Below are 26,271 nucleotides of genomic sequence, written 5' to 3'. Positions count from 1 at the left end.
TCCGAACTCGTCATCGTCGCAGGCATTCCGAGCCGTTCACGCTGCTCATCGCGGGTTACGTAGCGGTCGGACTTGGCGCCCACGATGTCGGATTCGGAGCCATACCCAGCGATCACGAGAGCGGCCCGGATGAGCTCGCCAATGTCATGCGACCCGGCCTTCGCTTCGAGGCTCGCGAGCATGGGGTAAGGCAGGTCCAGCTTGACCCGGATCATCCAATCTCCCGCCGCGGTTCGGGTCGGATAACCGCCATGTCCGGGCTCGCTCCAGTCGGTGCCGGCAAAGATCAGCCGCAGGTCCGTAGAAGGGTCCGCCGACGCATAGGGCGGGGTCTCATGGGAGGGCAGAGGCGTCGGTTTAAAGTCGCTCAGGTCGAGGGTCATGATGGAGCTCCATTCAGTGTCTCAGTCGTATGCGAATTGGGCGGATCGACCCCTCAGAGTCCGTAAGTGCAGGGCGTCGAGAAGGTCGGTGCCAGCGCGTCGCGCCGCGACCAGAAGGTGGACTTGCCGTTGGGCGTCAGCCTGGTCGCAGGCACCGCGATCTCGACCATGGGTCCGCGGATCTGGATGACCGTGCCGCAGTTGGTTACGGTGCCGATCGCGAGCTCACGCCGAAACGTCTCGCGGTGCTTCTGCTCGGCCTCGCGATCGGCGACGTAGCTGTCCTGCGCGCGCTGGAACCATGCCGCCGAACGGATCTGGTCGGGGCGGTAGGCGTAGACCGCGGTGCGGGTCGGGACCATCGACACGCGGCTCATCAGCCGGCTGCCGAGGTCGCCTTTGGTAGCGACTTCGGTCGTATCGTAGGTGATCGCGACGAAGCCGCCGAGCACCTGGTCGGCGCCGCGCGAGCACACCGCCGAGCTGCCGGACCAGAAGTGCTTGGACTCGCCCCGGGGCGGCAACCTGCGACCGAGCGCGCGATCACGGAAGGTGCGCGCCGCGTCGCCGTCTTCCGGTTCGATCCGACCGCCCTTGGCGGCGCATTCCTGCGCGAATGCATCGCGGGCGCGCTCGGCCGTCGCCGAGCCGTTGGCGGTGATCTTTTCGGAGAAGAAGCGGTAGCCGATGATCTCGTCGGCGTCGTCGAGCAGCGGAAAGACCTGCGGCGACGGGCGGGTCCGAAGCGACCCGCTCGTCTTCATGTCGGTATCGCCGCCGATGGTGATGAGGAAGCCGGCAATACCGGGTGACTGCTGCGCCATGGCCGGAATGCCCGCCAGAGCCGCTGTGAGCGCCGCTAAGGCCTGAAATGCACCCTGCCCTGCCATAACTGCCTCCTCGTCGTCTGGAGGCGTTCTCCGGCCCGTAAGCCGGGTGTTAGGAACCCGGGCTCTCGCGCGAGCGCTGCCGCTTGTGGGTTAGCTGCTGCCCAGGCGACGGCGAGAGGCGTATCCTTTTTCGACCAACGGTGACGGGAAGGGAGCAAGTCATGTCGAAGAAGATCGTGGCGCCGGCCTATGTCGCGGCGATGGCGCGGGCGGAGGCGGATCCGGCGTCAGCGCGGTTCTGGGTGGGGCTGGATATCGGGTTCAAGAGCACGGCGGTTTGCGTGGTCGATGTCGACGGCGCAGTGGTCCACCAGGTGTCGATGAAGAGCCACGCGACCGAGATCGGCCGCTACCTGCGCCGCAACTTCAAGTCGCATGTGACGCTGATCGGCATGGAGACGGGCGGTTTGTCGCCGCACCTGGCGGGCAAGCTGCGCGAGCAGGGCTTCCAGGTGGCGGTGCTCGATGCGCTACAGGTCCACCGGGTGCTGTCGGTGAAGCGCAACAAGACCGACACCAACGACGCGCGCGGCATCGCCGAGATCACGCGCAGCGGCCGCGACTATCTGACCGAGGTCTACGTCAAGTCGAACCTGTGTTTCGAGGTCCGGGCGTCGCTGATCATGCGCGACCGCCTGGTCAAGCAGCGGCGCGAAACCGAGGCGATGATCCGCGGTCTGGTCCGGGTCTATGGCGGACGGATCGAACCCGGCAGCGACAGCCCGGCGACGTTCCGCGAACGGGCCATCGACCAGCTGTGCCTCATCGCCGACACCGAAGGCGTCGACCTGCGCCCGCGCATCATCCCGCTTCTCGACCTGTGCGAGCGCTTCTACATCGAGGCCGGGCGGATCGAGCGCGAGCTGGACCTGCTCGCCGCGTCCCATCCGGTGTGCAAGCGGTTCATGGAGATCCCCGGCATCGGCACAATCACGGCGCTGTCCTTCTACAGCGCGATCGAGGACCCGACCCGGTTCCGGCATGTCGACGATGTCGCGGCCTATCTCGGCCTGACGCCGCGCGTCTACCAGTCGGGCGAGAGCCTGACGCACGGCGGGATCAGCAAGATGGGCAACCAGCTCACCCGCACGCATCTGGTCGGCGCCGCGACGGTCATGCTGGCGAACACCAGGTCGTTCAGCACGCTCAAGGACTGGGGCATGAAGCTCAGCAAGCGCGTCGGCTTCAACAAGGCCAAGGTCGCGCTCGCCCGCAAGCTGGCGATCGTGATGTTCAGCCTGTGGCGCGACTGCACCCATTTCATGGCCAAGGCCGCCGACGTGGGGCCGCACCGCGACCTGATGCGGGCACGCGCCAGCGCATAGACAATTTCAGGGTCACACCAGGTTCGTCCGCACAAGAGCGGCGAAACCATCCTCCCGGGAGGCGGAGGGACAGGAGACTTCGGGCCTAAAGGTGAGGTGGCGACAACCTCGTGATGCTTGTTGAAGCTCCACCCTTTGCACGTAAATGCCCATAATGCGGCAGGCGACAGGCCTAAAGGCCACGCCACGCGCCCGACCGCGAAGAGACTGTTGCACTCCGGGAGCGATGACGGATGATCTTGCAAAGATCCGACAAGGAGCAGATCATGAGGTAGCGGAAAAAGTCGGGATATTCCTCACACCGAGGGGCAGCAGCTAGAGACTTTAGGCGGAGCCCTGGACATGCGCGACAGCCACCCGGCCGACAAACATGTCGACCGGCCGAGAGACTCTGAGGTTCCTACGCCTCACCGCCAGGACTGACCGGGCGGCGCGCGGATGCTATCACGTCATTGGCACGGGGAAAACGGGAAGGTTGCTCGCTCCCCTGCCCTACAGCGGCGCACGGTCCGGACCAGTTGCGCCAGCTCCGGTGCCTCGAACGGCTCAGGCACCGTCAGCAGCCGCGAGTGACCGCCATGGACGAGGCGGATGCTGTACGTGCGAGCGTCAGGGCGGAATGATGCAGCCCCATTCAGATCCGGGCAGGTGAACAAATCACTCGCCTCGGCCGCGGTGAGCAGCTCGGCGACCAGTGTCGGATCGAGATCGGCGAGATGGCGAACCCGCTCGCCAGCCCGGCTGGGAAAGTGCGCGATCCCGCCGAAGATCGTCACGCCGACCAGATCCCCGCCTGTTTCCGGCTTAGAGCCGGTCACGCAGGCGCCCTGCCCTGCCTGGCGGCACGCCGCTCGCGAGCTCGACGGCGTCGTTCCTCGTCGCGCGCGACCTGGGCGGCATCGATCACCGGTGCTTCGACAAGACGAAACCCTTCCGCTCGCCGAGCAGCTTCCCTCCGTCGGACTCGCTCTGCCTGAACCTCGATTCTCAGATCGGAGCGGGTGACCACGTAATCCAACTCGTGCTCATGCTGCCTGATCAGCGCGGCCAGCGCATGGACGGTCACCTCGTGGCCCACGGCCGCATCCACAGCTTGTAGCCAGCGAGGTGACGCATATCGGTGCCGTTGGACCCAAACATCGCGGCCGAGTTCCAGGCCTACTACCAGCGCCCACGCGACCGCATAGAGGCGGCTCGCCACCACAGGCGTCGTTCCGGTCACCTTGTCGACGACGGTGAGCGCGATCAGCCCGGCCCAGAAGGTTAGGATGCTGACGACCGGACATGGGTAGGTCCGGCTGACCTCCAGGCGAGCGACGAAGCGATCCAGCACCGGCACGGACTCTTTCCTGTCCGCCGATGCACATCTTTTAGCATTTCGGTCGTTTTCCATCGGATCACGCTCGCAAAAAGCTAGTCACGCGATATACGCTTTACGTATACTAGGCAAATGGTAGATGCCTGAAATGCGTTCTCCTGCCTCGTCTGACCTGCATGGTCGCATCGTGCACCTGCTCACAAAGGCACGCCGGGATGCGAAGCTGCGGCAGGTCGATCTCGCTGGGCGGCTTAGTTGGCAACAGGCTTACGTGTCGCGGTATGAAACCGGCGAGCGACTGCTTGGCGTTGACGAGTATGTTGCCGTGGCATTGGCTATCGGAGTCGATCCGGTCATGTTGCTGAAGCAAGCTCTCGAGATTGCAGTTGGTAAGAGGGTTGATGAAAGACCAACTGAATAGCCGGCATCCGCTTAGTTGGTCGCGCCGGTGCGATCGACGAGCTGCGAGTCATGGACACGGTTCGTTGAAGACGCCGATATCACCCCACCCGTCCTTCGTCACCGCGCCACTGCACTGACTGGGGCCTGGATCGAGCAAGTCGCTGCCCGGTCCTGACGATTTACGCTAGCGCACGGCACTGGGGGTGAAATGCGACGCCAGAGCCTGCCTTTCTGAATCTCCAAAATTCAAAGAAAAGCATCTCGCGGGGTTAGAGGGTTCAATGAGAGGTTAAGAGGTTAAGGGTGCCGCTGTAGCTGCTCAAGTCAGCGACTTTCCACGATTCGTTATGGAAGGTGCGTTCCCGGAGTATCGTTGCAGCGTTCCTGAAGGATCAATGCTCGCGTTCCCGATGTATCGCCTCGCCGTTCCGGGAGTGTCGATGAGCGTTCCCGGAGTATCGATGATCGACGGACGGGTGGGAAATGAGCGCTCTGATTGAATCAGTTTGTGATGGCGTTGCGCCGGCGACGTTCAAATTGTCCGGGTCTGCGGTGCGCGACGAGGCCGTAGGGAGGATCAGTCACTCGCCACGCGATACATCCGGAACGCCATCGTCCTTGCGGATAATCTCGATGCCCGTGGAACGCGGCTTTTGCGGGACCAGTCTGCTGCAATGGACGTCGACCTCTTGCCGCTCTTTGGATACCTCCACGACGCGGCAACAGCTCTCGCCCACCAGGATCAGTTCGGCGCCCTGCAAATCCAGGCTGTAGCGGAAACCACCGTACATTCCGGGCACCGGGAACTATCAATCCCCGGAGGTCTCTAGCATGGGTGCCAGTCGTGGCAGGCGGAGTCCGCTTTTTGCCTCCAGATCACCGACGCGGCCACGGATGACGGCGTGAAAGTTCGCGCAGGCTCCGCCAAGCGCCCCGTGTGATCAGAGCCATCGTTACGGATGACGGTCCATAGCCATGCGCCACCTGATGCAGCGGCGCGAAGCCGGATGTGCCGCCCGGCCAAGAAGTGTTGGCGAGCGCCGGCATTGTCCGGGCCATTTCAACAACCGTCGTTCAGTTGTAGCTCCGTGCCGCGTTTGCCAAATATCGCGTTGCTGCTCGATGTTCGGACGCAGAACTCCGCGCTTGCCGACGCCGTCCCACTCGGTAGCCATGACTCGGAGGTGACCTCGTTACCGCAGCGTATGTCGGTTCTTTGCATCAAAGCGCCGGACATAGCCGATGAAGGCGTTCTGGTAGCTCACCGGGGTTCGGCCTGCGTCCGCTTCGATCCAGGTGCGGAAGTCTGCGTGGAGTGTTTGATAGTCCCAGCCCGGGCATTCGGCGCGCAGCGTTGCCAGCGTGGCGTCGGTGATCTCGCCGAAGGTCGAGCGGGTGGAAAGGCTTTTCACGCTGCGGCGGATCAGCGCTGCGGCATCGACGCCGGGTTCGGCCGCAGGCTCCGCAACGGCATCGGGCTGCGGTGCGGGGGAGGATGCCTTGCCTGCTTTCGTCGTTTTGGCTGACAGCAGTGCCTTCGTTTCGCCCTCGCTTCTCCGACGCATGCGCAGCGCGGGCTCGCGCTTGCCCTCTGGCTGCTCAATCAACAGCGCATAGCCGGGCAGCTCGTCGCGCTCGGCGATCTTGGCGATCTCGAACTTGAAGCGGCGGTACTGCCCCTCGGCGCCCGACTTCTCGAACAGCGTCGGCATGGAGATGGCAAAGCCAGTCTCGCCGGCGCCGCCCGCGTGTTTGCGCGCGACCTTGTACAGCCAGCGCTCGCGCCCGCCGGTGATGTCGAAATAGGCGCGGTCGATCGACAGCACGCCGCCGGTCATCATCACGCCCTCCCAGAACCAGTTCGATAGCTCGATGGTCATACCGCGCGAGCGCTCGGTCTTCTCGTCGACCAGCTGCGTCCAGCCATCGAGCCAGCTGAACGTCGCCTCACGGCGGTTCTCTGCGCGAATGTTGGTCTTGACCGTGGTCGACACGAGCCGGTCGAGTGCCTGGCCGAGCAGCTCGTAGGCGCGCCCGGTCGGCTGCCGCCCGATCGCGCGCAGCAGGTCGTAGGGCATCAGGTGGAGCTTGCGCGGCACGTCGTTGACGCCGCGGCGCGCCATGTCGGCGAGCATCGAGGCGCAGTAGATCAGGATGTCCGCGTCCCAGATCGTCGCCATGCCGTAATCAGGATTGGCCGAGACGTGGACCCACAGCTTGCCGTCCGGCGATCGGTAGTCAATCGGCTTCACCCGCTTCGACTTGGCTAGGCTGAAGAATGGCCGCTCCATCATCTCGCGCTGGTCACGCAAGGGCAGGTCGGCGAGATAGGGTAGGAACAGCTCGAACTGTTCGGAAACCGCCTCGCGGCGCGCGCGCGTCACGCGATGTTTCCCCGGGGAAACATCGACCAGCGGTTTACAAAACCGATGCTCTGCCCCTGCGTGTTTCCCCGGGGAAACATCAGCGCTGGAGTCCCTTCCCGGTTGCCTCGAGGTGGGCGAGCGCGTCGCGCAAGGCGGTCACAAGCTCGTCCGTGTCGGCGCCCGATCCCGCGTGCAAGCGGATCGTCACGCCCTGCCGGTTGGCCGATTGCACCGTCAAGGCCGTGCGACCGTACTTGGTGGCGTAGCGGTACGGCTCTGGCTTCTCCTCGCCCGCCATGGGCTTCGGCGCGTCGAGCAGCCGCCGCAGCACGTCCGCGGCAGGGTAGGGAAGGTCACCCGCTTCGCGCCGCGCCGCCTGTTCCTTGGCGACCTGCCGCGCCATGGCGGTGATCGCCTTGCCCGTATTCTTGTCGTCGAGCGCCTGGGCGAGCGAATAGGCCGGCTTCAGCTGCACGTCGCCCGGGGACGCGAAAGCTGAGATCACCACCTCGGGGATCGTTGCGACCTTGAGCATCTTGGACAGCCAGCCCTTTGAGAGCTTCAGCCGCTCGGCCATCCGCGTCTGGTGGTTGCCGTAGTGTGCCTTCAGCGCGTCGAGGTAATTGCGCGCCCGCTCTAGGTCGGACACGTCGGCGCGCGCGCGGTTCTCGAGATCCGCGAGCCGGAACGCGGCCTCGTCGTCGAGGCTGGCGACCTGTGCCACGAACTGCATGTCAGGATAACTGTGCGAGCGCAGCCAGCTGATCGACCAGTGCCGCCGCGTGCCGGCGATCACTTCGAACTCATAATCGGCATCGCCGTCGACGCGCCGTACCACCGCGGGCACCTTCTGCCCGCCCTCGGCGACGATCGAGTCGATCAGCTCGCGGCAATTCTCCTCTGAGAGGTGCGCGTACGTGCGAGCGTTGCCGGGCCAGATGCGCACGCGGGCAGGATCGAGAAGGAGTTGCGTGACCTGCCGCACCTCGCCGCTCGCGACGCGCGCAAGCGCAGACTCGCGACCGAGCAGCGTAGTGGCCCGTGGGCGCTCCGGTTGAGCCTCGCGCGCTGGTGCAGGGGAGGGGGCCTCGCCTCGCTCGGCCGTGTCGTCCGCGAGCAGCGCCGCCAGATAGTCCGATTGCTTACGCGCCATGCCGCACCTCCCTCGCAGAACGTAAGCAGAACATTGTGCAATAGGAAAGGTTAGGCCGCGGCATGAATAACCGCCTCCTCGCTAGCCGGTTCGACCCGCCCCCAGCCCTGGCGGACCAGCTGCTCCACCTGCCTAAGCGCCTCGTCCAGATTGGCGCGGCTGCGCTTGTGCGTCTTGGGCGTGCCGATCGGCTTTTCCAGCTCATACACGGTCATCATTCGCATCGCCGCGTGGCTGATCTCGGCCGACTCCAGGATCGGAACGGGAAGGAGGGCAGGGCCGAAGCTCTGCTCCATGATCGCGCGCACCATGGCGTGGCTGGGATCGTTGCCGTCGAACTTGGAGCAGATCAGCCGGACAAATTGGTAATCGACCTCGATGCCGGCCCCGGTCAGCTGGTGCAGCACCTGATCCATCATCGACAGGAACTGCACGGTCGAGCAGAAATCCGGCGTCGTCGCCGCCAGCGGCACCAGCAGAGCGTTTGCCGCCTGCATCACTGCCAGGCTGATCGTGCCGAGGGCAGGGGGCGGGTCGAGCAGAACGATGTCATAGTCGCGCGCGAGATCCGACAAACCGCGCTTCAGCTTACGGAAGCGTGCCGCCAGTACCGATCCGCCGTCGCTGCCCGCCGCGGCGAGCTCATACTCCACGTCGAACAGCTCGAGGTTGGACGGGATCAGGTCCACGTTCGGCCATGGCGTCCGCTTCACCGCGTAGAGCAGGTCCGCCTGGGTCGGGTCGATCGAGAGATAGGGGTAGAGCGTCTCGTCGCGCTTGATGTTGAAGTGCGGGTTGAAGCCGAACAGCGTCGTCGTCGTCGCCTGGCTGTCGCAATCGACCACCAGCACGCGATAGCCCTGCACCGCGAAATAGTGCGCGAGGTGCGTGGTAACGGTCGACTTGCCGACGCCGCCCTTGAAGTTCTGCACCGCGATGATCGCCGGCACGTCGAGCGGCGCGCGGGCAGGGGAGGCGCCCAGCACCTCGCGCATCCGCAGCATTTCCTCGACCGTGTAGCCCAGCCGGCGTCCGCTTTCGGAAGCCGGGGCAGGGGGGAGCCGCCCGTCATCCTCCGCCATGCGGATGCGGTTGGTGGAGCAGCCGAGCAACTGCGCCGCCTCGGCGATGCCGAAGCGCACATTGAGGCCCTTGCGGCTCTCGGGCAGAAACGCCTTGCGTCGGAGGCGCTCGATCATCCGCTCGCCGGCATCGGCTAGGTCGCCGATCTGCGTCAGCACTGCACCATCCTGCGTCAAGACAAAGCCCCTTGAACCTTTTCACGCGCGACCTTGCCAGATTTCATTCAGGACGGCAAGAAAGCGGCTGAAGGGGAAACAATGCTGATCCTGCACTGGCTGACACGCGACCGCGACGTGAAGGCGGCCGATGCCGTACCGTACCGCCTGCTGGAGCGCGACGCGGCGCTTTCCGCGGGTGCGCCCGGCAGCGGCAACATGCTGATCCACGGAGACAATCTGGAGGCGCTCAAGAGCCTGCTGCCCTATTATCGCGGGCAAGTGAAGTGCATCTATATCGATCCGCCATACAATACCCGCAGCGCGTTCGAGCATTACGACGACAATCTGGAGCACAGCCAATGGCTGGCGATGATCTGGCCGCGGCTGGAGCTGCTGCGCGAGCTGCTGAGCGAGGACGGCAGCATTTGGGTGTCGATCGACGACAATGAGAGGCACTACCTGAAAGTCATCATGGACGAGGTGTTCGGGCGCGCCTCTTTTCTGTCTACTATGATCTGGCGCAAGAACTACTCACCTAAGTCAACAGCTCGCCACTTCTCGGAGGATCACGACTATATCTTAGTCTACGCGCGGAGTAGCGGCGTATGGCTGCCGAACCTTATGCCCCGGTCAGAAAAGCAGGATAGGGCGTATAGGAACTTGGACGATGATCCGCGAGGCCCCTGGAAAACAAGCGACCTATCTGCACGCAATTTCTACAGCAAGGGCAAGTACCGGATCGTGGGTCCGTCCGGCCGGGTCATCGAAGGTCCCCCGGGTGGTAACTACTGGCGTGTGTCCGAAGAGCGATTTTGGGAGCTTGATGCGGATAGACCTTGCGCCCTTCCGTATTCTCCACGCGCAAAGTCTGGATGGTGGCGACGAACACGCACAGGTGGCGCGACAGGTCGGCGGTGGTCAGCCGGGTGAAATCGGCGATGTCGAACACCCGCACCGGCTCGCCGAAGACTGCGGCCAGTGCCTGGCGATAGGGATGGCGCGGGTTGTTCAGCGCATCCACGGTCTGCCGGCGGATCGTCGTGGTCGGCACCAGCCACAGCACCGGCGGATAGTCGCGCCCGATCCACGCATCGCGCGCGACGGCGATGCTGTGCGCGGCGAGCAGCGTCTTCGAGATGAACTCCGGCCCATAGCACATCGGGAAGCGTCGGAACGGGAGCCGCCAAGGCCCTGATGAAGCCTGCGGCCGCTACGCGGCCTTGTCTTCATCAGGGCCATAGCGGCTCCCAAACCAGCGCTTCCCAATGTGCTACGGCACCGAACTGACCAGTCATGCCGTGCTCGCCTGGTGTCAGGATACCGGCGTCGAGTGGCATTATATCGCGCCCGGCAAGCCGCAGCAGAACGGCTTTGTAGAATCGTTCAACGGTCGCTTGCGCGACGAGTGCCTGAACGAGCACCTGTTCCCATCGCTGGCTGCGGCGAGACGGATCATCGAGGCATGGCGGACGGACTACAACACCGTGCGTCCGCACAGCAGCCTTGGCGGGTTGGCACCCGCCGAGTTTACGAACCGCCCCCGCCAGGGGCATATGGACACCGAAGCTAAGTTATCAGCGGCCTGAAAAGGGGGAGCAGGTCAATATTGTCTGGGGTAGCGTGATATCCATCTACCGCTTCGGCAGGCGGAATGTTGCCGTGAGCTCCAGCAGCTGGCGATGGTTAAGCGAGTCACGCCTCTAGAGAGGTGTACTCATTACTCGAAAAATGTCTGGAGCCCGTGGCGATGGATGATGGCGTTACGGACGCAACTGTGTTCGATGCAGGCTCGGTTCGTTCATCGAATAGGTGCCGTTCCCATGCTCTAGCTGATGCCTCGTGGAGATTACCGTCCCGATCGACGCAGTCTGCCACACCTGGTCTGCCTCTATCTAAGCCGTAAGCGTCCGGTGACGGCGTCACATCAAGCGGGCCGGTAGTTCCACGGCAGCAGTTCAGCGACCCGGCGGGCCGGATGGTCTGCGATGCGTCTGATGGTGTCGGCCAGCCAGGCCTCGGGGTCGACGCCGTTGAGCCTGCGTCATGGGATCGTCGCGGCGGGGTGGGCGACCGATCCCGCCGGCGATCCGACGACGCCCAAGGCATATCTGGACCTGCTCCGCCCTCTTTACGCTGCGGGACGCCGGGATCTCCCCATCGGGCGCCTGCTTGAGGGGCATGTCGATGCGGTGCAGATCGTGTTTCGATACGGCACGTCGTCCCAAGTCGCTGCGTTGCGGGCGCGCATCGCTGCGGGAGCGACGTTGGGTGTTTGGAATGCGGGCCTGCCGGGTGAGCCGCTGGTGCTTACCGGCGGACGGCTGACCGGCGGCAAGGGCTATGCATCGGGGGCGGGGATACTGACTCACGCGCTGGTAACCGCGAATAGCGAACGCGGACCGCAGCTGCTCCTGCTCGACCTCGAGGCCGATCCGCCTGCCATCGATCGGGAGTGGTGGCAGACGATCGGCATGCAGCGCTCGGAGACACATCTGGTGCGCTGGTCCGGCTCTGTGATCGGTGAAGACAGCCGTATCGGCGAGTCCGGCAGCTATGCGCGGGAGCCGTTCTTCAGCGGAGGCGCGCTGCGCTTCGCCGCGGTTCATGCCGGCGGCATCGCCGGCCTGCTCGATGCAGTGCGTGACCACCTGACCACCCACGAGCGCGCTTCCGATCCGTTCCAGGCATCGCGCCTCGCCGACCTGTTCCTGCTTGCCCAGGGTGCAGCGGCGAGCATCCGCGACACGGCGGGCGCCTGGTTCAGCGGGACGGATGCGGAACGCCTCGCCCGGGTGTCCGCTGCGCGGCTATCGATCGCCGGCTCTGCCGAGCGCGCCCTCACGATCGCGCAGGAGGCGGTGGGGCTGCCGGGATTGTTCCTGTCGCATCCGCTGGCGGCAAAGATCGCCGATCTCATGGTGTACCTGCGCCAGCCTGCGCCCGACGCGCATCGCTTTCGCGTCGGCCAGGCTGTCGCCGAGCACATCCTCGACCCCATTCTGTGAGGATCCCGCTGCGAAACGTACGTGTCGCGCTGGTGATCGCCCCGCACCCGGATGACGAGGTCATCGGCGCGGCAGGCCTCATTGCGCGGCTTCGCCGCCATGGAGCTCGGGTCCGGGTTGCGGTCGTGACCGATGGTGCCGCGTCTCACCGGGGCAGCCGACAATGGCCGAGAGCGCGACTGGTCGCGGCGCGCCAGCGTGAGAGCCTTCATGCGCTACGTCGTCTCGGCATCGTTGCTGGCGACGTCTCGTTCCTCAATTTGCCCGATGGCCAGTTGCCCTCGATCCCGGGACGCTGTTATCGCGCGCTGCGCCGCCAGGTCGCACGATGCCGGGATCTCGATCTCATCGTCGGACCGGCCTGCGATGACGACCATCCCGATCACCGCGCCGTAGCAGCGGCCGTCGCCCGATGCCCGGGTGGCGCCGGTCGGCTGACCTACCGCGTGTGGCCGCCTCGCCCGGACAGGTCCGGACCGGCATGGCGCATCGCTGTGCCCGGAGGAGTTCCGGTTAAGCGGTCGCTGATCCACGTCTACCGGACGCAGCTCGGCGCCGTTTCCGATGATCCAGCAGGTTTCACGATCGCGAGACACGAGCTTGCGGCCTTTGCTCGTCCGGTCGAGCGCTACCGGCCGGGTTCGAGGTGACGAGCCCGATCGATCTTGCGGGGTTCGCCGCCAAGTTTGCCGGCGACGACGATCCCTGGCGCACCTTCACCGCCCGTGACGAGGCGGTGAAGCGTACCGCGATCCTGCGCGCAATAGGTGACCGACCGGTCGGACGGGTGCTGGAGCTGGCCAGCGGCAACGGCTCCAACAGTGCCGCGATCGCGAGGAAGGCGTTGCGCCTCGATGCGACCGAGGGCACGAGGGAGGGGGTCGACCTGACGGCACGTGCCGTCGCTGCCTGGCCTCGCGCGTGCGCATCGCTGCTCGTGCTCCCCGGTCGACCGCCACGTGCCGTCTATGACGTGATCGTGATCGCCGAGGTACTGTATTACCTCTCAGCGCGAGACATGGCCCGGGTTGCGCGTGAGATGGCCGCCCGCCTGACGCCAGGCGGCACCATCGTGCTCGCGCACCACAGGATCGACTTCTACGACTTCGCCCAGCACTCGGCAGGGATCCACGCCCGGTTCCTCGCAGAGACCGGGCGTCGTTGGACGGTTCGCACCGTGCGCCGCACCCGCCGCTGGGTCGTCACCGCGGCTCGCCCCGACGATGTGCCCCGATCCCGTTGAACGCGAGCGAGGCAGCGCGTACCGCGTCCGGGCGATATGAAGTTCGCGGGTAAGTGGAGCGGCAGGACGTCCACCTGCCGCTCCCGCCAGGGTCGTCAGGCCGCCGCGTCGAGATCGACCTTCATTTCCCGAGCCCAGAACCTGAGGTCACGACAGGTCGTGACGAACGCCTTGACGTCCTTGCTCTTGCTTAGGGCTACGAAGCCATTGTCAAGCTCCGGCACCCGGGCGGCGTCGAACAACGTGGCGGCCGCATCGGTGTAGCCGATGAACTTGCAGTGGCCGAACGCGTCCGCCACGAAGTCCTTGGAGGCCGCATCCTTGGCGAGCAGCGCAGCCCCTTCCTCGGACGGGAGCACCGCGACGGCATCGAACAGGACCGAAGGTCCGCCGTCGATCTTCTGCTTGGCCGCGACCTTGGTGCCGTCGTCGAGCGTGACCCCGCCGATCTTCGGCGCGACCACCTCCCAGACCGCGCCTTCGGCTTCCAGCGCCTTGGTCAGCGCATTGAACAGCTCGGCGCTCGACCCATCGGTCAGCAGCAGGCCCATCTTTCGCCCGGCGAAATTCGCCGGGCCGTTGGCGACGATCGAGAGCGCCGACGATGTCGGCAGGTCTAGCGTCGGCTTGGCCGCCTTGGCGGCGTCCGGCAGGTCGAGGCCGAGCCCGTTCGCAACGGTAGCGGCGAGATTCTCGTCGATGTTGCGCAGGTGGCTGACCGCCCGGGCCCGGATGTCGACACGATCTACCTTCGACAGCTCGAACACCAGCGCGTCGCCGATGTGCTTCTGCTCGATCGGCTGCTGGCTGAGATAGAACTGCCGCGCCTGGCTGTAATGATCGGCAAAGGTTTCGGACCGAATCCGCTGTTTGGTCCCCTGAACCTCAGCGGGGAAGCTGGTGAAGCCGATCTCCGGGTTCTCGCGAGGACCGCCTTCCGCGCCCCAGCTGTTCGGCTCATAGTTCACGCGCCCCTTCGGATTGCGCATCGCCATGTGGCCGTCCTGCTGGAAGTTCATCACCGGACAGCGCGGGGCATTGATCGGCAGGTGGGTGAAGTTCGGGCTGCCGAGCCGCTTCAGCTGGGTATCGAGATAGGAGAAGTTGCGGCCGTGCAGCAGCGGGTCGTCACTGAAGTCGATGCCCGGCACGATGTTCTGCGTGCAATAAGCGACCTGCTCGGTTTCGGCGAAGAAGTTGTCCACGTTGCGATTGAGCGTGAGCGTACCGACGATGCGGACCGGCACGTCCTCCTCGGGGATCAGCTTGGTCGAGTCGAGATGGCCGAAGGGAAGCTTGTCGGCGGTTTCCTGATCGAACAGCTGGACGCCGAGATCCCATTGCGGGAAGTCACCGCACTCGATCGCCTCCCAAAGATCGCGGCGATGATAGTCGGGATCGGCGCCGCTGATCTTGACCGCCTCGTTCCACAGCACCGACTGGAGCCCCTGGCGCGGCTTCCAGTGGAACTTGACGAAGGTCGACCTGCCTTCCGCGTTCACCAGGCGGAAGCTATGGACGCCGAAGCCCTCCATCGTCCGGAAGGAGCGGGGGATCGTGCGATCGGACATGATCCACATGATCATGTGCCAGGCTTCCGGGGTGAGGCTGGCGAAATCCCAGAAATTGTCGTGTGCGGTTTGCGCCTGGGGGAACGCCCGGTCGGGCTCCTGCTTGGCCGCATGGACCAGATCGGGGAACTTGATGGCATCCTGGATGAAGAACACCGGGATGTTGTTGCCGACGATGTCCCAGTTGCCCTGCTTCGTGTACATCTTGACGGCGAAGCCGCGCACGTCGCGCGCCAGATCGCGCGAGCCCTTGTTGCCCGCTACCGTTGAGAAGCGGACGAACACCTCCGTCTGCTGCCCGACCGTGCTCAGCACGTCCGCGCGGGTGTAGTCGGCCAGACTGTCGGTCAGTTCGAACACGCCGTGCGCGCCATAGCCGCGTGCGTGGACGACGCGCTCCGGGATGCGCTCGTGATCGAAATGGAAGATCTTTTCGCGGAGGATGAAGTCCTCGAGCAGCGTGGGGCCCCGCAGACCCGCCTTCAGACTGTTCTGGGCGTCCGCGATCGGGATGCCCTGCTGCGTGGTCATGGTAAGTGCCGCGTCCGAAGTCGTCTGGCGGGTTTCGCCGCCATGGCCCTGCTGCTCGGCATAATTCGTCGGCTGGTCGGCACCCGCCGGCAGCGGCGGTGCCTTCTTGGCCGTCTCGCCCTTGAGTTTCACCGCGTCGCTTTTGATGCTCTTGCGTGCCATGGACGTAATCCTCCGATCACGCCCTTAATGCCACCAGCGCCACGGCGGTGCGAGGCATAAATCTTTGTAGCGACTGGGAACCAACCCGGAGGAGCGAAATCAAGTTATGTCAGTCGAGCATGGTAGCCGGTTCGGACGACAGGCGCGGGCTCGGCAACGTAAGTGTTCATGGCTGCGCAGAACCCGACTGCGGCTTCCTCGGTCCTGGATCACAGCCAGGGAAAGCCGATATGAACCGGTTGGGGATGTCTTGAAGCCTTGCCGTTAGCCGAGCATGATGTACTCCCAGGTCGTACAGGTTTTCGACCGCGTCCGGCACGACCATGATCCGTGGTTGGTGCTGCTCGCCGGCCTGGTTTGCCTCTGCGGAATCTATGCGTCGTTCGCCCTGGCCGCCCATGCCGTACGCTCCGGACGTAAGACTCGCCGCCCCTGGGGTCCTGTCAGCATCGTGTCGGCCGGCTGCACGGCTTGGGCGACCCACTTCATCATCTGTCTGGCTTTAAAGCCGGGCATGCCGTCCGCGTTCGACCCGCTGGCCGTACGGCCGTTTTACGGCCGCTCGTTGATGTGAACGATTTAAACGGACGGGGACCCGTGCCGCGGCTCAAGGCGTTGAGCGTCATAGAAATGGCCCTGACGACAGGGACATGCACTCAGATGAGGAAACGACATGCGCGCACTATGCTGGCACGGTAAAGGCGATGTCCGCGTCGACACCGTCGCGGATCCCGAGATCAAGCACCCGCGCGATGCGATCATCAAAGTAACCGCCTGCGCGATCTGCGGGTCGGACCTTCACCTGCTGGATGGCTACCAGCCCACCATGGAGGCCGGCGACATCCTCGGCCACGAGAACATGGGCGAGGTCGTGGCGCTCGGGTCCGAGGTCACCAACCTCAAGATCGGGGACCGGGTGGTGGTGCCGTTCACGATCAGCTGCGGCGATTGCTGGTTCTGCAAGAAGGGTCTGTTTGCGGCCTGCGATCGGACCAATCCGAACGCCGAGATGGCCGCCAAGGCGATGGGCCATTCGCCCGCCGGGCTGTTCGGCTTCAGCCACATGCTGGGCGGCTACTGCGGCGGCCAGGCGGAGTATCTCCGGGTGCCGATGGCGGATGTCGGTCCGATCAAGATTCCCGACAACGTAACCGATGAGCAGGCCCTCTTCCTATCGGATATCTTCCCGACCGGCTACATGGCCGCCGAGAATGCGCAGATCGAGCATGGCGACACCGTCGCGATCTGGGGCTGCGGCCCGGTCGGCCAGTTCGCCATCCGCTCCGCGCTGATGATGGGCGCCGGCCGCGTGATCGCGATCGACGAGGTGCCCGAGCGACTCGCCATGGCGGAGGCCGGTGGCGCTGAGACGATTAACTTCGCCGAAACCGATGTCTATGACGAGCTGCAGGCGCGAACCAAGGGCCGGGGCCCCGACAGCTGCATCGATGCTGTCGGCTGCGAGGCGGCCGCGCACGGGGCGGCGGACGCGGTCATGGACAAGGTGAAGGCAAGCATGATGCTCGCCACTGATCGCGTCCACGTCCTGCGGCAGGCGATCATGAGCTGCCGCAAGGGCGGCACGGTCTCCGTGCCCGGCGTCTACGTCGGGATGGGTGACAAGCTTCCGATCGGTGCAGCGATGAACAAGGGGCTGACGATCAAGCTTGGGCAGACCCACGTGCAACGTTACACCAAGCCGCTACTGGATAAGATCGTCGCGGGCGCGATCGATCCCAGCTTCGTGATCACGCATCCGGCCAGTCTTGAAGACGCGCCAGAAATGTACGCTAAATTCCGCGACAAGGAAGAAGGTGTAATCAAGGTTGTCATGCGGCCGCACGGCTGATTGGCGGAACAACCGGGAACAGGACGCTTATCGATGCCGATCGCCACCGCCGCTGTGGATTATGTTCAGCGGCGGTGTCGATCAGCTTGAGACCAAGTATGTCGACGGACCTAGGCAGCTGCCTTTAGCCGAGCGTGCCGCCTGGTCGAGTAGATCGGTGGCCTGAGCCGGCGAGAGCGGCTTTGCGAAAAGATAGCCCTGGATCGCGTTGCACCCGGCTCGGGCCAGGATGTCCGCCTGCTGCTGCTTCGGATGCGGTGGCGGTCCTCAGCGGCAAACTGCGCGAAGCAACCAACCACTGCCGGAAATCCTCCGCCTCCATTGGTCGTGCGAAGTGGTAGCCCTGTGCTTCCTCGCACCCCATCCCGGCCAGCATCGTCGCAGCGGCGGCGCTCTCAACGCCTTCGGCAACGACGCGGTAGCCCAGATCGTGCGAGAGGGTGATCATTGAACGAACAAGGGCTTGCTCCCGCTCTTCCTCCGCCAGGTGCCGGATGAATGACTGGTCGATCTTGACCACCCGCGCCGGTAGGCGCTGGAGATAGGCAAGGCTGCTATAGCCCGTGCCGAAATCGTCGATTGCCAGCGGCACCCCGGCGGCTTTCAGCTCGCGAAGCTGCGTCATGGCGCGACCGCCATTCTCCATCACGGCACTTTCCGTCACCTCCAGCTCGATCGCATCCGGGCGCAGCCGGTGCTTCAGGAGATAGAGCTGCACGCGTCCGGCGAAGTCGCTTTCTTCGAGATTGGCCGCAGAGACGTTGATCGAAAGCTGAAGGTCGAGCCCCTCTTTCCGCCAGGCTGCAAGCTGTCGCATGGCCGTATCAAGCACCCATGCGGTAGTGGGCTTCGCAAGCGAGGTCTGCTCGATGATCGGAATGAACTCTCCGGGTGACACTTCCCCCAAGCGAGGATGCTTCCAGCGGAGCAGCGCCTCCGCCCCGACGCACTGCCCCGAGGCGACATCGACCCGCGGCTGAAATACGAGCCTGAGCTGACCCGGCTGGTCGAGCGCGGCACCAAAATCGTTGAGGAGCGTGAACCTGCGACCGTGAACGCGGTCCTCGTCGGGTGAGTAGAGGCTAACGGCGTTCTCTGACGCACGGGCGTCCTGGGCGGCGCTATAGGCGGTGCGCAGCACATCGCGCGGGTCCGCCTCACCAAGAATGACGGACGTGACGCCAATCGCGGTGGTCATGGCGAACCGAACGACGGAAGCATTCTGGGCTGTCGCCAGCATCGAGCCGAGCAACGCCAGATATGCGTCCCGCTCCGGCTCAGGCGGGGACAGGAACGCAAACTGCGTTGCAGCGACATGGTAGGCCGTTCGTCCGGGGCCGAGTGCTGCCCGGAGCGACCTGGCGGCATCCTGCACCATGTCATCGACGAACGAAGGCCCCCTCACGCGCAGGCCGTTGTTGAGCTGGTCGTTACGGGCAAGGTCGAGCAGCACGGCATATCGCCGCTCGCCAGGCGCATCCCGACCAAGGTCTTCAAGATCGTCGAGAAACTGGGTGCGGTTGGGAAGGCCGCTGAGGGGATCGATGCGCCCGAACGCGTGCTGCATCTCGATCTGCACCATGACCATATCGGCCAGATCGCTCAGGCCGGTCATCTCCACCTCAGACACCGTTCGCGGCTCCGTGCCGAGCACACAAAGCGAGCCGAGGCCGAATCCTTCGCGGGTAACGAGCGGAACGCCAGCGTAGAAGCGAACTCCTGTTTCCGCCAGGAGGCTCGTCGCATAGCAGTTGTCGGCGAGAAGGTCGGGGATGACCAGCACCTCGGTGGTCTCCGCCACCTGCGCGCACGGTGCCTTGTCGCGCGGTATGGAGCTATGTTCGACCCCGACACGCGATTTGAACCACTGCCGGTCCCGATCGGTCAGTGATACCGCCGAAATAGGCAGATTGAAGATCTGGCTCGCCATGCGCGTGATGCGATCGAAGCTCGCGCTCGGAGGCGTGTCGAGCAGGTTCAACTGGTACAGCGCGTCAAGTCGCGCTTCTTCGTTCTGTTTCACGATCCGTGCCTCTTCGCCCCGGACCTAGCCGGCGAATCGATACCAAACCGCTAACACACACGCTCCAAGGGTTTTGGAGTCGACTCGCTTCCGCAACAATCATGTGCTATTGTCGTGGATGCGAGCGGGGGCGCACGCACCGGGACATGGCGCATGGCGCTGATTCAAGGAGCTGCGATAATGGATCAGGCCACGACTGACTATTACGTGAAGCGCGAGCAGCAAGAACGCGAGCTGGCCGCGTCTGCGGCCGACCCAGCAATTGCAGCAATTCACCTGAATATGGCAGAGCGCTACGCAAAGCTGGTGCATGCCGACTCGAATCGGGGGCGGTGAGAGGATGGTCGAAAACGTACGCTAAGCGTCGCGACCCTGCTGGTGAAGGCGGAGCGGCCTGAATCGCCCGCGGGGCTTGTCGATCTCACCCCATAGATAGTCGCCGGTGAGGCCGACATGCTCCCAGCCCAGCGGCGCGACATGGGCGAGCAGTTCGTCGGGTACGTCGACGCCGCTGCCGCGCAGGTGCCGGACGGCCTGGTCGAGATAGACGGTGTTCCACAGCGTTGCGCTGCCTGTTGACGTAACCTGCCGAATACGGCCGGGAGCTTGGCTGTATCGCTGCTCTCCAAAGACTTCTTAGCGTACGTTTTCGGCCCTTCTCTCACCGTTCCCCATCCCGATCTCGCCGCTTGACACACCGCCAAGCAAGCAGCCTAGACCCCCAGGATGAGGGGTCCTTTTTCGACGCCGATCACCCCGCTACCGGGGTCCCTTTTGCACGCCGATCCACAGTGGTGGGCGAGCGCCCCGCTTCCGAGCCGCATCCGATCGCCGACGAGGTCCGGCGCCAGGCCGATGCGGCGCTGGTGTCCTGATTGCACCTTGCCGCTTCCCGACGCCGACAGGCACCGGGCGATCCAGCGGGATCACGGCTTGCGCTCGACGTCCTTCCTGTCGGCCTCGGCCGGCGTCAGGCGAGCCCGCTCGCGGATGCGGCGTTCCAGCGGCGCACCGACGAACAGGACGAGCATTGCAAGGCTCACCCCGCCGATGATGAGCGGCCACACTGCCAACCCCGCTGCCGCGCCGATCGTGGCCGTCACCCAGATGCACGCGGCGGTCGCCAATCCATGCACTTCCTGACCCTGGCCGACCCGCAGCACCGCGCCGGCACCGATGAAACCGACGCCTGTCAGAATGCCCTGCATCGCCCGCCCTGCGGCGTCGGCGTTTACATTTGGCAGGCCACTATGCACGACCGCCTGCACGGCGATGCAGCTCGCCAGACCGACCAGACCCAGCGTTCGCAAGCCCATGATCTGCCGGTTCTCGCGCGAGCGTTCCCAGCCGAGCACCATCCCGGCCACGGTCGCAACCACCAGCCGCCCGATCGCATCGATCCAGAAGCCGATGTCCGATCCCGCTGACGCTTCGATCATTCGACCAGCACGTGGACGTGATGCCAGGCGGTGCACAGATAGCCGGCGAAGTTCCACATCGTGTCCGGCCGTTCGGGCTGTCCCTGTCCAGCCCCGTCGAAGGCGCGCACGACGAGGTGCTGGCGACCTTTGGCAAGCGTGGCGTCGAGGGTCCAGCGCCGCCAACCCCAGTGCGTCTCCGGATCATCGGCGAACGTCGCCTGTTGCCACTCGCGACCACCGTTTACCGACACTTCGACCCGAGAGACGCGGCGATCATAGGCGATGGCATAGCCCTCGATCCGCACCTCCCCGGCCGGCAGGCTTTCGCCAGAGCCGGGCACGCAGATCGCGGCGTTGAGCGGCATGGCATTGATGGTCAGACCCCGGCTCCAGTCGACGGTGTCGCTCGTCACATCGGCGGGAAACAGCTTGTAGTCGTGCGCCTGGATCGGTGCGTCGGAAGGCATGTCTCGCACCTCGATCCGTGTCAGCCACTTGGCGCTGCGCACGCCGGCATAGCCCGGCACCACCATGCGGAGCGGTGCGCCGTGTTCGGGCGTCAGCGGCTCGCCGTTCATCGCCCAGACGAGGAGGACGTCGGGCTGCCGCGCCTTGCTCATGGCGATCGATACCCCGAACAAGGCTTCCTCGCCCTCCACGTCCACCTCGTCCGCGCCGGTGAACGCCACGAACAGGTCGGAAGCATCAGGTGCGCCGACCGCATCGAGCACATCGGCCAGGCGTACGCCGGTCCACTCTGCATTGCCGATCGCGCCGACATCCCAAGGATCACCCGACGTTTTTCCGACCTGCTGGAGGTCAGTGCGCCGGTTGCCGGCGCACTGGAGAACTGCCGTCACCGTCCGCGTGGGGAACGTAGCTTTCAGTTCCTCTACCGAAAAAGAGCGGCTCGCCATGCCCGTCCCGCTCACCTCGATCCGATGATTGGCGGGCAGATCCGGCACTGGCCCGTGGCTGCGCACGTAGAACAGCGCCTGCGGCGTCAGGAACCGCTCGATCAACGCACCGGGCGTCGGCTCGGCGTTGTAGGGATCGGAATTGCGCGCGATCATATTGGTCATGGACGATCAAACGTCGCAGGCCCGCCTAACGCTCCAAGTCTTCGAGACCATCGCAGACGAAAGGCTGCCGATCATTCCGATATCCAGATTGGAATGACCATATCAAACGGTTGGTCGTATCGATCTAAGTACGCGATATATGCTGCATGACCCTGGAGCAGCTCAGAATCTTCGTCGGTGCCGCGGAGCGCGAACACGTCACCAAAGCAGCGGAGGCGCTGAACGTGACGCAGTCCGCTGCCTCCGGCGCGGTCGCGGCCCTCGAAGCGCGCTACGGAGTTCCTCTTTTTCACCGCGTCGGGCGTGGCATCCAGCTGACCGAAGCAGGCCGAGGCTTTCTGGAGGAAGCGCGCGCGGTGCTGGGGCGGGCAGCGCATGCCGAGACGATGCTGGCGGACTATGCCGGGCTTGCCCGTGGTTCGTTGCGGATCGTCGCCAGCCAGACGATCGCGAGCTACTGGTTGCCGGCAAAGCTCGCCGCCTTCCACGAACGCCACCCGCAGATCGCGGTCGAACTGGCGATCGACAACACCGAAGGTGCAGCAGCGCAGGTCCTGAGCGGCGCCGCGGAGCTCGGTTTCGTCGAGGGCGAGGTGGACGAACCGGCGCTCGCCCACTGGAATGTCGGGCATGACCCGATGGTGCTGGTCGGCCGCGAGGACGCCGGGCGCGTCGACGAGGACTGGCTTCGCGCTGCACGCTGGATCGTCCGCGAGCAGGGTTCGGGCACGCGCTCGACCTTCGAGGACGTGCTGCGAACGCGCGGGTTCGATCCGGCCCAGCTGACGGTAGCGATGACGTTGCCGTCCAACGAGGCGGTGCGTACCGCGGTCGAGGCCGGTGCCGGCGTCGCTGTGTTGTCGCGATTGGTCGTCGCACGCGCGCTCAAGGCCGGCGATCTGGTCGAGCTGCCGCTTGGGTTGCCCGACCGCGCCTTTCACGCGCTACGCCACAAGGAACGCTATCGCACCCGCGCGGCCGACGCGCTGACGAACCTCGTCAAGGAGCAGGTCGCATGACTGCCGACACGCACTCCGTTCTCAGCGGCCTCAAGCCGGGGTCAGCACATAGAACGGACCCAGATATACGGTAACGCGATCGGGTGTCGGCAAACCCCCAGATTCGGGTTTCCGTACAGCTGACCAAAGCGACAGGATTTGTCGCACACTCTGCCGTCCTGTTGGCACCACGACTGTAAACGCTCGCGCTAAGTGGCGGCATTCTGATCGCGCTATTTGTCGGCGAGCGTCGCTACGCGGCTACCGGCTTGGTCTCGGCCGATCGCACATAGGCGTAGAGTGTTGGCTTGGAGATGCCGAGCATCGAGCAAATCTTGGCGATCGGCATCGTGTTCTCGTGGTAGAGCCTGACGGCCAGGTCGCGCTTGTCCTTGCCGAGTGCGGCCGGCCGGCCACCCTTCTTGCCGCGAGCGCGGGCTGCGGTGAGACCGGCCTGGGTCCGCTCGCGGATCAGGTTGCGCTCGAACTCCGCCAATGCCCCGAACAGGTGGAAGGTAAGCTTGCCCGACGTGGTGGTCGTGTCGATCGCCTCGTGCAGGCTCAGCAGCCCGACCTTTTCCTCGTCGAGGTAGGTCATCCATCCGATCAGATCACGGAGCGAGCGGCCGAGCCTGTCGAGGCGCCAGACCACCAGTGTGTCGCCGGCGCGAAGCAGCTCCTTCACCTTTTCCAATCCAGGGCGAGCGGCAGTCGCCCCGGAGGCCTTGTCGGTGATGACCTTCTCGCAGCCGGCAGCCTTCAGCGCATCACGCTGGAGGTCCAGGTTCTGCTCGGCGGTCGATACGCGGGCGTAACCGATTTTCATGCGTAGGGCCGGTGGCGCCCCGATCGGGCGCGGTTTGGGAAGAAAGTCGTCATCGGCAGGTCTATGTTGCCCTAGTTTTCTTTACCGGGTAGATTTACGTCGAACAGGCCGGTTTGGCAACGCGAGCGGACTCGCATGGCGATGGGCAGGCAAATCTCCGTTTTCCTTACCTGCGACACGGACCGTCGGCGGTGACGCATCCGGCGCTTGTCCCGCCGCTGGCGATCGAGCGCTACCGCGTCCTTGAACCGCACCTCGCCGATGGCATCCCGCTCGCGGACCTCGCCCGCACCGGCACGCTGAGCGAGCGGACGTTGCAGCGCTGGCTCGGGCGCTACCGTGCCGAAGGACTTGCCGGTCTCGCGCGTCTGCCGCGCAACGATCGGGGCAGGCTGCACCTGCCGGAACATCTGGTCGAACTGACCCGCACTCTCGCCACCAAGCGCCCGCGACCCCCGGTCGCCGCCATTCACCGAAAGGTGCAGGAACTCGCCATCGCGCATGGACACCGAACCCCCAGCTATGCGGCCGTCGCGCGTGTCGTCAGGGCGATACCGGCAAGCCAGATCGCCGCAGCCTCCGATCCGGCCGTCTACCGCGACCAGCACGAGCTAGTGCATCGGCGCGAAGCCGCGACCTCGAACGAGATGTGGCAGGCCGATCATACCGTTCTCGACATTCTCGTGCTCGATGATGCCGGAACCCCGGTGCGTCCTTGGCTGACCGTCATCGTTGACGATCACAGCCGAGCCATCGCCGGTTACTTCCTCAGCCTCGATGCCCCCAGTGCCCTCAACACGGCGCTCGCCTTGCGGCAGGCGATCTGGCGCAAGCCCAATCCCGAATGGATCGTCAGCGGCATTCCCGAACAGCTTTACGTCGACAACGGCTCGGATTTCATCTCCGAGCATATCGAGCAGGCGTGCATCGCCCTCAAAATCCGCCTCATCCATTCGCTGCCGGGGCGTCCTCGCGGGCGCGGCAAGATCGAGCGGCTGTTCCGCACCATCAACGACATGTTCCTGCCCGACCTGCCCGGCCACCTGATCGCGGGCAAGCCGCTGTCGGCGCCAGTGCTCACGCTCGACGAGCTGCGCGCCCGCTTCGAGGCGTTCGTGTGCGGCGTCTATCATCGTCGCCCGCATGGCAGCACCGGCGAACCGCCGATCACGCGCTGGCAGAAGGGCGGGTTCCTGCCCGCAATGCCCGACAGCCTTGAACAGCTCGACATGCTGCTCGTGCACGTGCCCAAGCCCCGTAAAGTGCTGCGCGACGGCATCCGTCTGATGGGCAGGCGCTATGTCGAACCCACGCTCGCGGCCTTCGTCGGCGAGCAGGTCGAGGCGGTCTATGACCCCCGCGACCTGACCGAGATCCACGTCTACCACCAGGGCCGGTTCGTCTGCCGTGCGCTCAGCTCCGAGCACGCTGGGCACCCGTCGTTGCGCGCGATCCAGCGCGCCCGGCGCGGCGCGAAGGAGCGCGACAAGCAGGTGCCTGCCCCCACGGAGACCTTCGATGGCGACCAAGAGGATACGGCTTCCCGGCCCACCACCTACCGAGGGCTCCGGCTCTACGCCGCTGACGATTGAGTTCCTGGTCGAGCAGCCGTTCCTGGCGACCCGCGAACATGCCCGGTTCGTCGAGTTTGCCGAAGCCTGCGCGCACTACCGCTATATCGGCGTGTGTCATGGCCGGCCGGGCGTCGGAAAGACGCGATCGGCGCGCGAGTTTTCCAGCTTCCCCGACCTGGGGGAATATGCCGCGCTCCGTCCCATTGCCGCGCTCCTTGGCGAAAAGGTCGCTCGCTGCCGCGCCGTCTTCTACACCGTGTCGGTCAGCAACACGCCCAAGACGATCGACGCGGTGTTGGGCCTCAACCTCATTAAGCTGGGCTATGCCCGGCTGACGGTCGCGGGCGGCTCGCAGGACGAAATCACCCATGACGCCGCCCGCATCGCCTGCCCCCTCGTCATCGTCGACGAGGCCGACCGCCTGACCATAAAGTCGCTCGAACATCTCCGCGACATGGCCGATCGCCACGGCTTCGGGCTGATCCTGATGGGTATGCCGGGCTTGGAGAAGCGCCTCGCCCGCTATGCCCAGCTCTACTCGCGGATCGGCTTCGTCCACGAGTTCAAACCGCTTACCGAGACCGAAATGCGGCTGCTGCTCGCGACCCACGCCGGCGATTTCGGGATCAGCTTCGACCCGGCCCAACTCGACGCGATCGAAGCGCAGGCAGCCGTGATCCGCATGACGCGCGGCAACTTCCGGCTCATGGAGCGCCTGTTCGCGCAGATGCGGCGGATCATGACCCTCAACCGCGTCGAGGAGGTCACCGCTGACATCGTTCAGGCCGCGCGCGATTGCCTCGTCATCGGACCCGGCAACTGACAAATAGCGCGATCAGAACGCCGCCATTTAGCGCGAGCGTTTACAGTCAGCTAATCGCTTAGTGACCTAGCCGTAATGGATAAGT

General features: G+C 64.9%; 25 protein-coding genes and 3 pseudogenes. 13 read left to right on the top strand and 15 right to left on the bottom strand.

Annotation, left to right across the window (positions count from 1 at the left end):
• Both RF701_RS16935 and RF701_RS16930 read right to left on the bottom strand, forming a co-directional pair.
• Positions 1–383 (bottom strand): hypothetical protein (locus RF701_RS16935; protein WP_308815715.1); only part of this gene is annotated, 383 nt, incomplete at its 3' end.
• A 53-nt stretch (positions 384–436) separates the two neighbouring features.
• The gene (locus tag RF701_RS16930; protein ID WP_116463038.1) at positions 437–1,207 is read right to left on the bottom strand and encodes a hypothetical protein; all 771 of its coding nucleotides are present in this window, start codon (positions 1,205–1,207) and stop codon (positions 437–439) included.
• Positions 1,208–1,434: 227 nt separating this feature from the next.
• Between RF701_RS16930 and RF701_RS16925 the strand changes: the two genes are divergently transcribed.
• Positions 1,435–2,598, top strand: a complete 1,164-nt coding sequence (locus RF701_RS16925) for an IS110 family transposase (protein WP_145147057.1) — start codon at positions 1,435–1,437, stop codon at positions 2,596–2,598.
• Between the two features lie 449 nt (positions 2,599–3,047).
• Here RF701_RS16925 and RF701_RS16920 read toward each other — a convergent pair whose 3' ends face one another.
• Together RF701_RS16920 and RF701_RS16915 are read right to left on the bottom strand one after the other, a co-directional pair.
• Positions 3,048–3,416: a protealysin inhibitor emfourin gene (locus tag RF701_RS16920; RefSeq protein WP_133177346.1), complete on the bottom strand. Its 369-nt coding sequence runs from the start codon at positions 3,414–3,416 to the stop codon at positions 3,048–3,050.
• Positions 3,413–3,937, bottom strand: a complete 525-nt coding sequence (locus tag RF701_RS16915; protein WP_133177345.1) for a hypothetical protein — start codon at positions 3,935–3,937, stop codon at positions 3,413–3,415. The genes RF701_RS16920 and RF701_RS16915 overlap by 4 nt, the downstream gene beginning before the upstream one ends.
• 118 nt (positions 3,938–4,055) lie before the next feature.
• Here RF701_RS16915 and RF701_RS16910 point away from each other — a divergent pair, with 118 nt between their 5' ends.
• Positions 4,056–4,337, top strand: a complete 282-nt coding sequence (locus RF701_RS16910) for a helix-turn-helix domain-containing protein (RefSeq protein WP_115381532.1) — start codon at positions 4,056–4,058, stop codon at positions 4,335–4,337.
• Between the two features lie 562 nt (positions 4,338–4,899).
• On the opposite strand, the gene RF701_RS16905 is transcribed toward RF701_RS16910, so the two are convergent.
• The 4 genes from RF701_RS16905 to RF701_RS16890 form a co-directional block, all read right to left on the bottom strand.
• On the bottom strand, positions 4,900–5,118 hold the full coding sequence (locus tag RF701_RS16905) for a hypothetical protein (protein WP_125471575.1): 219 nt from the start codon (positions 5,116–5,118) through the stop codon (positions 4,900–4,902).
• Between the two features lie 393 nt (positions 5,119–5,511).
• The gene (locus tag RF701_RS16900; RefSeq protein ID WP_116463034.1) at positions 5,512–6,702 is read right to left on the bottom strand and encodes a replication initiator protein A; all 1,191 of its coding nucleotides are present in this window, start codon (positions 6,700–6,702) and stop codon (positions 5,512–5,514) included.
• Positions 6,703–6,781: 79 nt separating this feature from the next.
• Complete coding sequence (locus tag RF701_RS16895) at positions 6,782–7,837, bottom strand: ParB/RepB/Spo0J family partition protein (protein ID WP_116463033.1); 1,056 nt, start codon at positions 7,835–7,837, stop codon at positions 6,782–6,784.
• A 50-nt stretch (positions 7,838–7,887) separates the two neighbouring features.
• Positions 7,888–9,036 carry an AAA family ATPase gene (locus RF701_RS16890; RefSeq protein ID WP_116463050.1) on the bottom strand — a complete coding sequence of 383 codons (1,149 nt, stop codon included), beginning with the start codon at positions 9,034–9,036 and terminating at the stop codon, positions 7,888–7,890.
• Between the two features lie 93 nt (positions 9,037–9,129).
• On the opposite strand from RF701_RS16890, the gene RF701_RS16885 reads away from it, so the two are divergent.
• Both RF701_RS16885 and RF701_RS16880 read left to right on the top strand, forming a co-directional pair.
• Positions 9,130–10,008 carry a site-specific DNA-methyltransferase gene (locus RF701_RS16885; protein ID WP_238995145.1) on the top strand — a complete coding sequence of 293 codons (879 nt, stop codon included), beginning with the start codon at positions 9,130–9,132 and terminating at the stop codon, positions 10,006–10,008.
• A gap of 344 nt (positions 10,009–10,352) precedes the next feature.
• Positions 10,353–10,664, top strand: a pseudogene (locus RF701_RS16880) (integrase core domain-containing protein); the annotation flags it as partial.
• Between the two features lie 338 nt (positions 10,665–11,002).
• Here RF701_RS16880 and RF701_RS16875 read toward each other — a convergent pair.
• A pseudogene (locus RF701_RS16875) lies at positions 11,003–11,116 on the bottom strand (transposase domain-containing protein); the annotation flags it as partial.
• Here RF701_RS16875 and RF701_RS16870 point away from each other — a divergent pair.
• The 3 genes from RF701_RS16870 to RF701_RS16860 are packed head-to-tail and all read left to right on the top strand — an operon-like array spanning position 11,064 to position 13,326.
• A complete protein-coding gene (locus RF701_RS16870; RefSeq protein WP_232474430.1) occupies positions 11,064–12,083 on the top strand; it encodes an acyl-CoA dehydrogenase in 1,020 nt (339 codons plus the stop codon). The pseudogene RF701_RS16875 and the gene RF701_RS16870 overlap by 53 nt on opposite strands.
• Entirely contained in the window at positions 12,080–12,733 is a 654-nt protein-coding gene (locus RF701_RS16865; protein ID WP_198355652.1) for a PIG-L deacetylase family protein, read from the top strand. The genes RF701_RS16870 and RF701_RS16865 overlap by 4 nt, the downstream gene beginning before the upstream one ends.
• The gene (locus tag RF701_RS16860; RefSeq protein WP_198355651.1) at positions 12,730–13,326 is read left to right on the top strand and encodes a class I SAM-dependent methyltransferase; all 597 of its coding nucleotides are present in this window, start codon (positions 12,730–12,732) and stop codon (positions 13,324–13,326) included. The genes RF701_RS16865 and RF701_RS16860 overlap by 4 nt, the downstream gene beginning before the upstream one ends.
• Before the next feature lie 95 nt (positions 13,327–13,421).
• Here RF701_RS16860 and RF701_RS16855 read toward each other — a convergent pair whose 3' ends face one another.
• Positions 13,422–15,590 (bottom strand): catalase, encoded by a 2,169-nt coding sequence (locus RF701_RS16855; RefSeq protein ID WP_232474429.1) that lies wholly within the window; start codon positions 15,588–15,590, stop codon positions 13,422–13,424.
• A gap of 337 nt (positions 15,591–15,927) precedes the next feature.
• Here RF701_RS16855 and RF701_RS16850 point away from each other — a divergent pair, with 337 nt between their 5' ends.
• Entirely contained in the window at positions 15,928–16,164 is a 237-nt protein-coding gene (locus RF701_RS16850; RefSeq protein WP_238995150.1) for a diguanylate cyclase, read from the top strand.
• 99 nt (positions 16,165–16,263) lie between these two features.
• Positions 16,264–17,439: a zinc-dependent alcohol dehydrogenase gene (locus tag RF701_RS16845; RefSeq protein WP_116732693.1), complete on the top strand. Its 1,176-nt coding sequence runs from the start codon at positions 16,264–16,266 to the stop codon at positions 17,437–17,439.
• Positions 17,440–17,563: 124 nt separating this feature from the next.
• On the opposite strand, the gene RF701_RS16840 is transcribed toward RF701_RS16845, so the two are convergent.
• Entirely contained in the window at positions 17,564–19,462 is a 1,899-nt protein-coding gene (locus RF701_RS16840; RefSeq protein WP_254688145.1) for a GGDEF and EAL domain-containing protein, read from the bottom strand.
• A 180-nt stretch (positions 19,463–19,642) separates the two neighbouring features.
• Between RF701_RS16840 and RF701_RS16835 the strand changes: the two genes are divergently transcribed.
• Entirely contained in the window at positions 19,643–19,798 is a 156-nt protein-coding gene (locus RF701_RS16835) for a hypothetical protein (RefSeq protein WP_165800967.1), read from the top strand.
• Positions 19,799–19,819: 21 nt separating this feature from the next.
• Here the strand turns inward: RF701_RS16835 and RF701_RS16830 are convergent.
• From RF701_RS16830 to RF701_RS16820, 3 genes and pseudogenes are all read right to left on the bottom strand, one after another.
• Positions 19,820–20,038 (bottom strand): annotated as a pseudogene (locus RF701_RS16830) (Tn3 family transposase); the annotation flags it as partial.
• Positions 20,039–20,388: 350 nt separating this feature from the next.
• The gene (locus tag RF701_RS16825; protein WP_116732694.1) at positions 20,389–20,901 is read right to left on the bottom strand and encodes an MgtC/SapB family protein; all 513 of its coding nucleotides are present in this window, start codon (positions 20,899–20,901) and stop codon (positions 20,389–20,391) included.
• Positions 20,898–21,965, bottom strand: a complete 1,068-nt coding sequence (locus RF701_RS16820; protein WP_114688962.1) for a molybdopterin-dependent oxidoreductase — start codon at positions 21,963–21,965, stop codon at positions 20,898–20,900. Before RF701_RS16820 ends, RF701_RS16825 begins: the two co-directional genes overlap by 4 nt.
• Positions 21,966–22,111: 146 nt before the next feature.
• Here RF701_RS16820 and RF701_RS16815 point away from each other — a divergent pair, with 146 nt between their 5' ends.
• Positions 22,112–22,984 (top strand): LysR family transcriptional regulator, encoded by an 873-nt coding sequence (locus tag RF701_RS16815; RefSeq protein WP_116732679.1) that lies wholly within the window; start codon positions 22,112–22,114, stop codon positions 22,982–22,984.
• A gap of 232 nt (positions 22,985–23,216) precedes the next feature.
• On the opposite strand, the gene RF701_RS16810 is transcribed toward RF701_RS16815, so the two are convergent.
• Positions 23,217–23,789 (bottom strand): recombinase family protein, encoded by a 573-nt coding sequence (locus RF701_RS16810; RefSeq protein WP_007407197.1) that lies wholly within the window; start codon positions 23,787–23,789, stop codon positions 23,217–23,219.
• Positions 23,790–23,980: 191 nt separating this feature from the next.
• Between RF701_RS16810 and RF701_RS16805 the strand changes: the two genes are divergently transcribed.
• Together RF701_RS16805 and RF701_RS16800 are read left to right on the top strand one after the other, a co-directional pair.
• Positions 23,981–25,381: a Mu transposase C-terminal domain-containing protein gene (locus RF701_RS16805; RefSeq protein WP_004212864.1), complete on the top strand. Its 1,401-nt coding sequence runs from the start codon at positions 23,981–23,983 to the stop codon at positions 25,379–25,381.
• Positions 25,308–26,186, top strand: a complete 879-nt coding sequence (locus RF701_RS16800; RefSeq protein ID WP_239436640.1) for an AAA family ATPase — start codon at positions 25,308–25,310, stop codon at positions 26,184–26,186. The genes RF701_RS16805 and RF701_RS16800 overlap by 74 nt, the downstream gene beginning before the upstream one ends.
• Positions 26,187–26,271: the final 85 nt, after the last annotated feature.

Origin of the sequence: Sphingomonas sp. GV3 (assembly GCF_031082075.1) — a bacterium.
Lineage (GTDB): Bacteria > Pseudomonadota > Alphaproteobacteria > Sphingomonadales > Sphingomonadaceae > Sphingomonas > Sphingomonas beigongshangi.
This window is presented reverse-complemented; position numbering and strand designations above follow the sequence as displayed.

What these genes read in the sequence shown, in the direction of transcription:
- RF701_RS16810 (WP_007407197.1), bottom strand. Translation starts at nt 23,789, where the DNA reads ATGAAAATCGGTTACGCCCGCGTATCGACCGCCGAGCAGAACCTGGAC.
- RF701_RS16855 (WP_232474429.1), bottom strand. Translation starts at nt 15,590, where the DNA reads ATGGCACGCAAGAGCATCAAAAGCGACGCGGTGAAACTCAAGGGCGAG.
- RF701_RS16800 (WP_239436640.1), top strand. Translation starts at nt 25,308, where the DNA reads ATGGCGACCAAGAGGATACGGCTTCCCGGCCCACCACCTACCGAGGGC.
- RF701_RS16870 (WP_232474430.1), top strand. Translation starts at nt 11,064, where the DNA reads ATGCGTCTGATGGTGTCGGCCAGCCAGGCCTCGGGGTCGACGCCGTTG.
- RF701_RS16825 (WP_116732694.1), bottom strand. Translation starts at nt 20,901, where the DNA reads ATGATCGAAGCGTCAGCGGGATCGGACATCGGCTTCTGGATCGATGCG.
- RF701_RS16890 (WP_116463050.1), bottom strand. Translation starts at nt 9,036, where the DNA reads ATGATCGAGCGCCTCCGACGCAAGGCGTTTCTGCCCGAGAGCCGCAAG.
- RF701_RS16930 (WP_116463038.1), bottom strand. Translation starts at nt 1,207, where the DNA reads ATGGCGCAGCAGTCACCCGGTATTGCCGGCTTCCTCATCACCATCGGC.
- RF701_RS16820 (WP_114688962.1), bottom strand. Translation starts at nt 21,965, where the DNA reads ATGACCAATATGATCGCGCGCAATTCCGATCCCTACAACGCCGAGCCG.
- RF701_RS16815 (WP_116732679.1), top strand. Translation starts at nt 22,112, where the DNA reads ATGACCCTGGAGCAGCTCAGAATCTTCGTCGGTGCCGCGGAGCGCGAA.
- RF701_RS16895 (WP_116463033.1), bottom strand. Translation starts at nt 7,837, where the DNA reads ATGGCGCGTAAGCAATCGGACTATCTGGCGGCGCTGCTCGCGGACGAC.
- RF701_RS16835 (WP_165800967.1), top strand. Translation starts at nt 19,643, where the DNA reads ATGGATCAGGCCACGACTGACTATTACGTGAAGCGCGAGCAGCAAGAA.
- RF701_RS16925 (WP_145147057.1), top strand. Translation starts at nt 1,435, where the DNA reads ATGTCGAAGAAGATCGTGGCGCCGGCCTATGTCGCGGCGATGGCGCGG.
- RF701_RS16910 (WP_115381532.1), top strand. Translation starts at nt 4,056, where the DNA reads ATGCCTGAAATGCGTTCTCCTGCCTCGTCTGACCTGCATGGTCGCATC.
- RF701_RS16845 (WP_116732693.1), top strand. Translation starts at nt 16,264, where the DNA reads ATGCGCGCACTATGCTGGCACGGTAAAGGCGATGTCCGCGTCGACACC.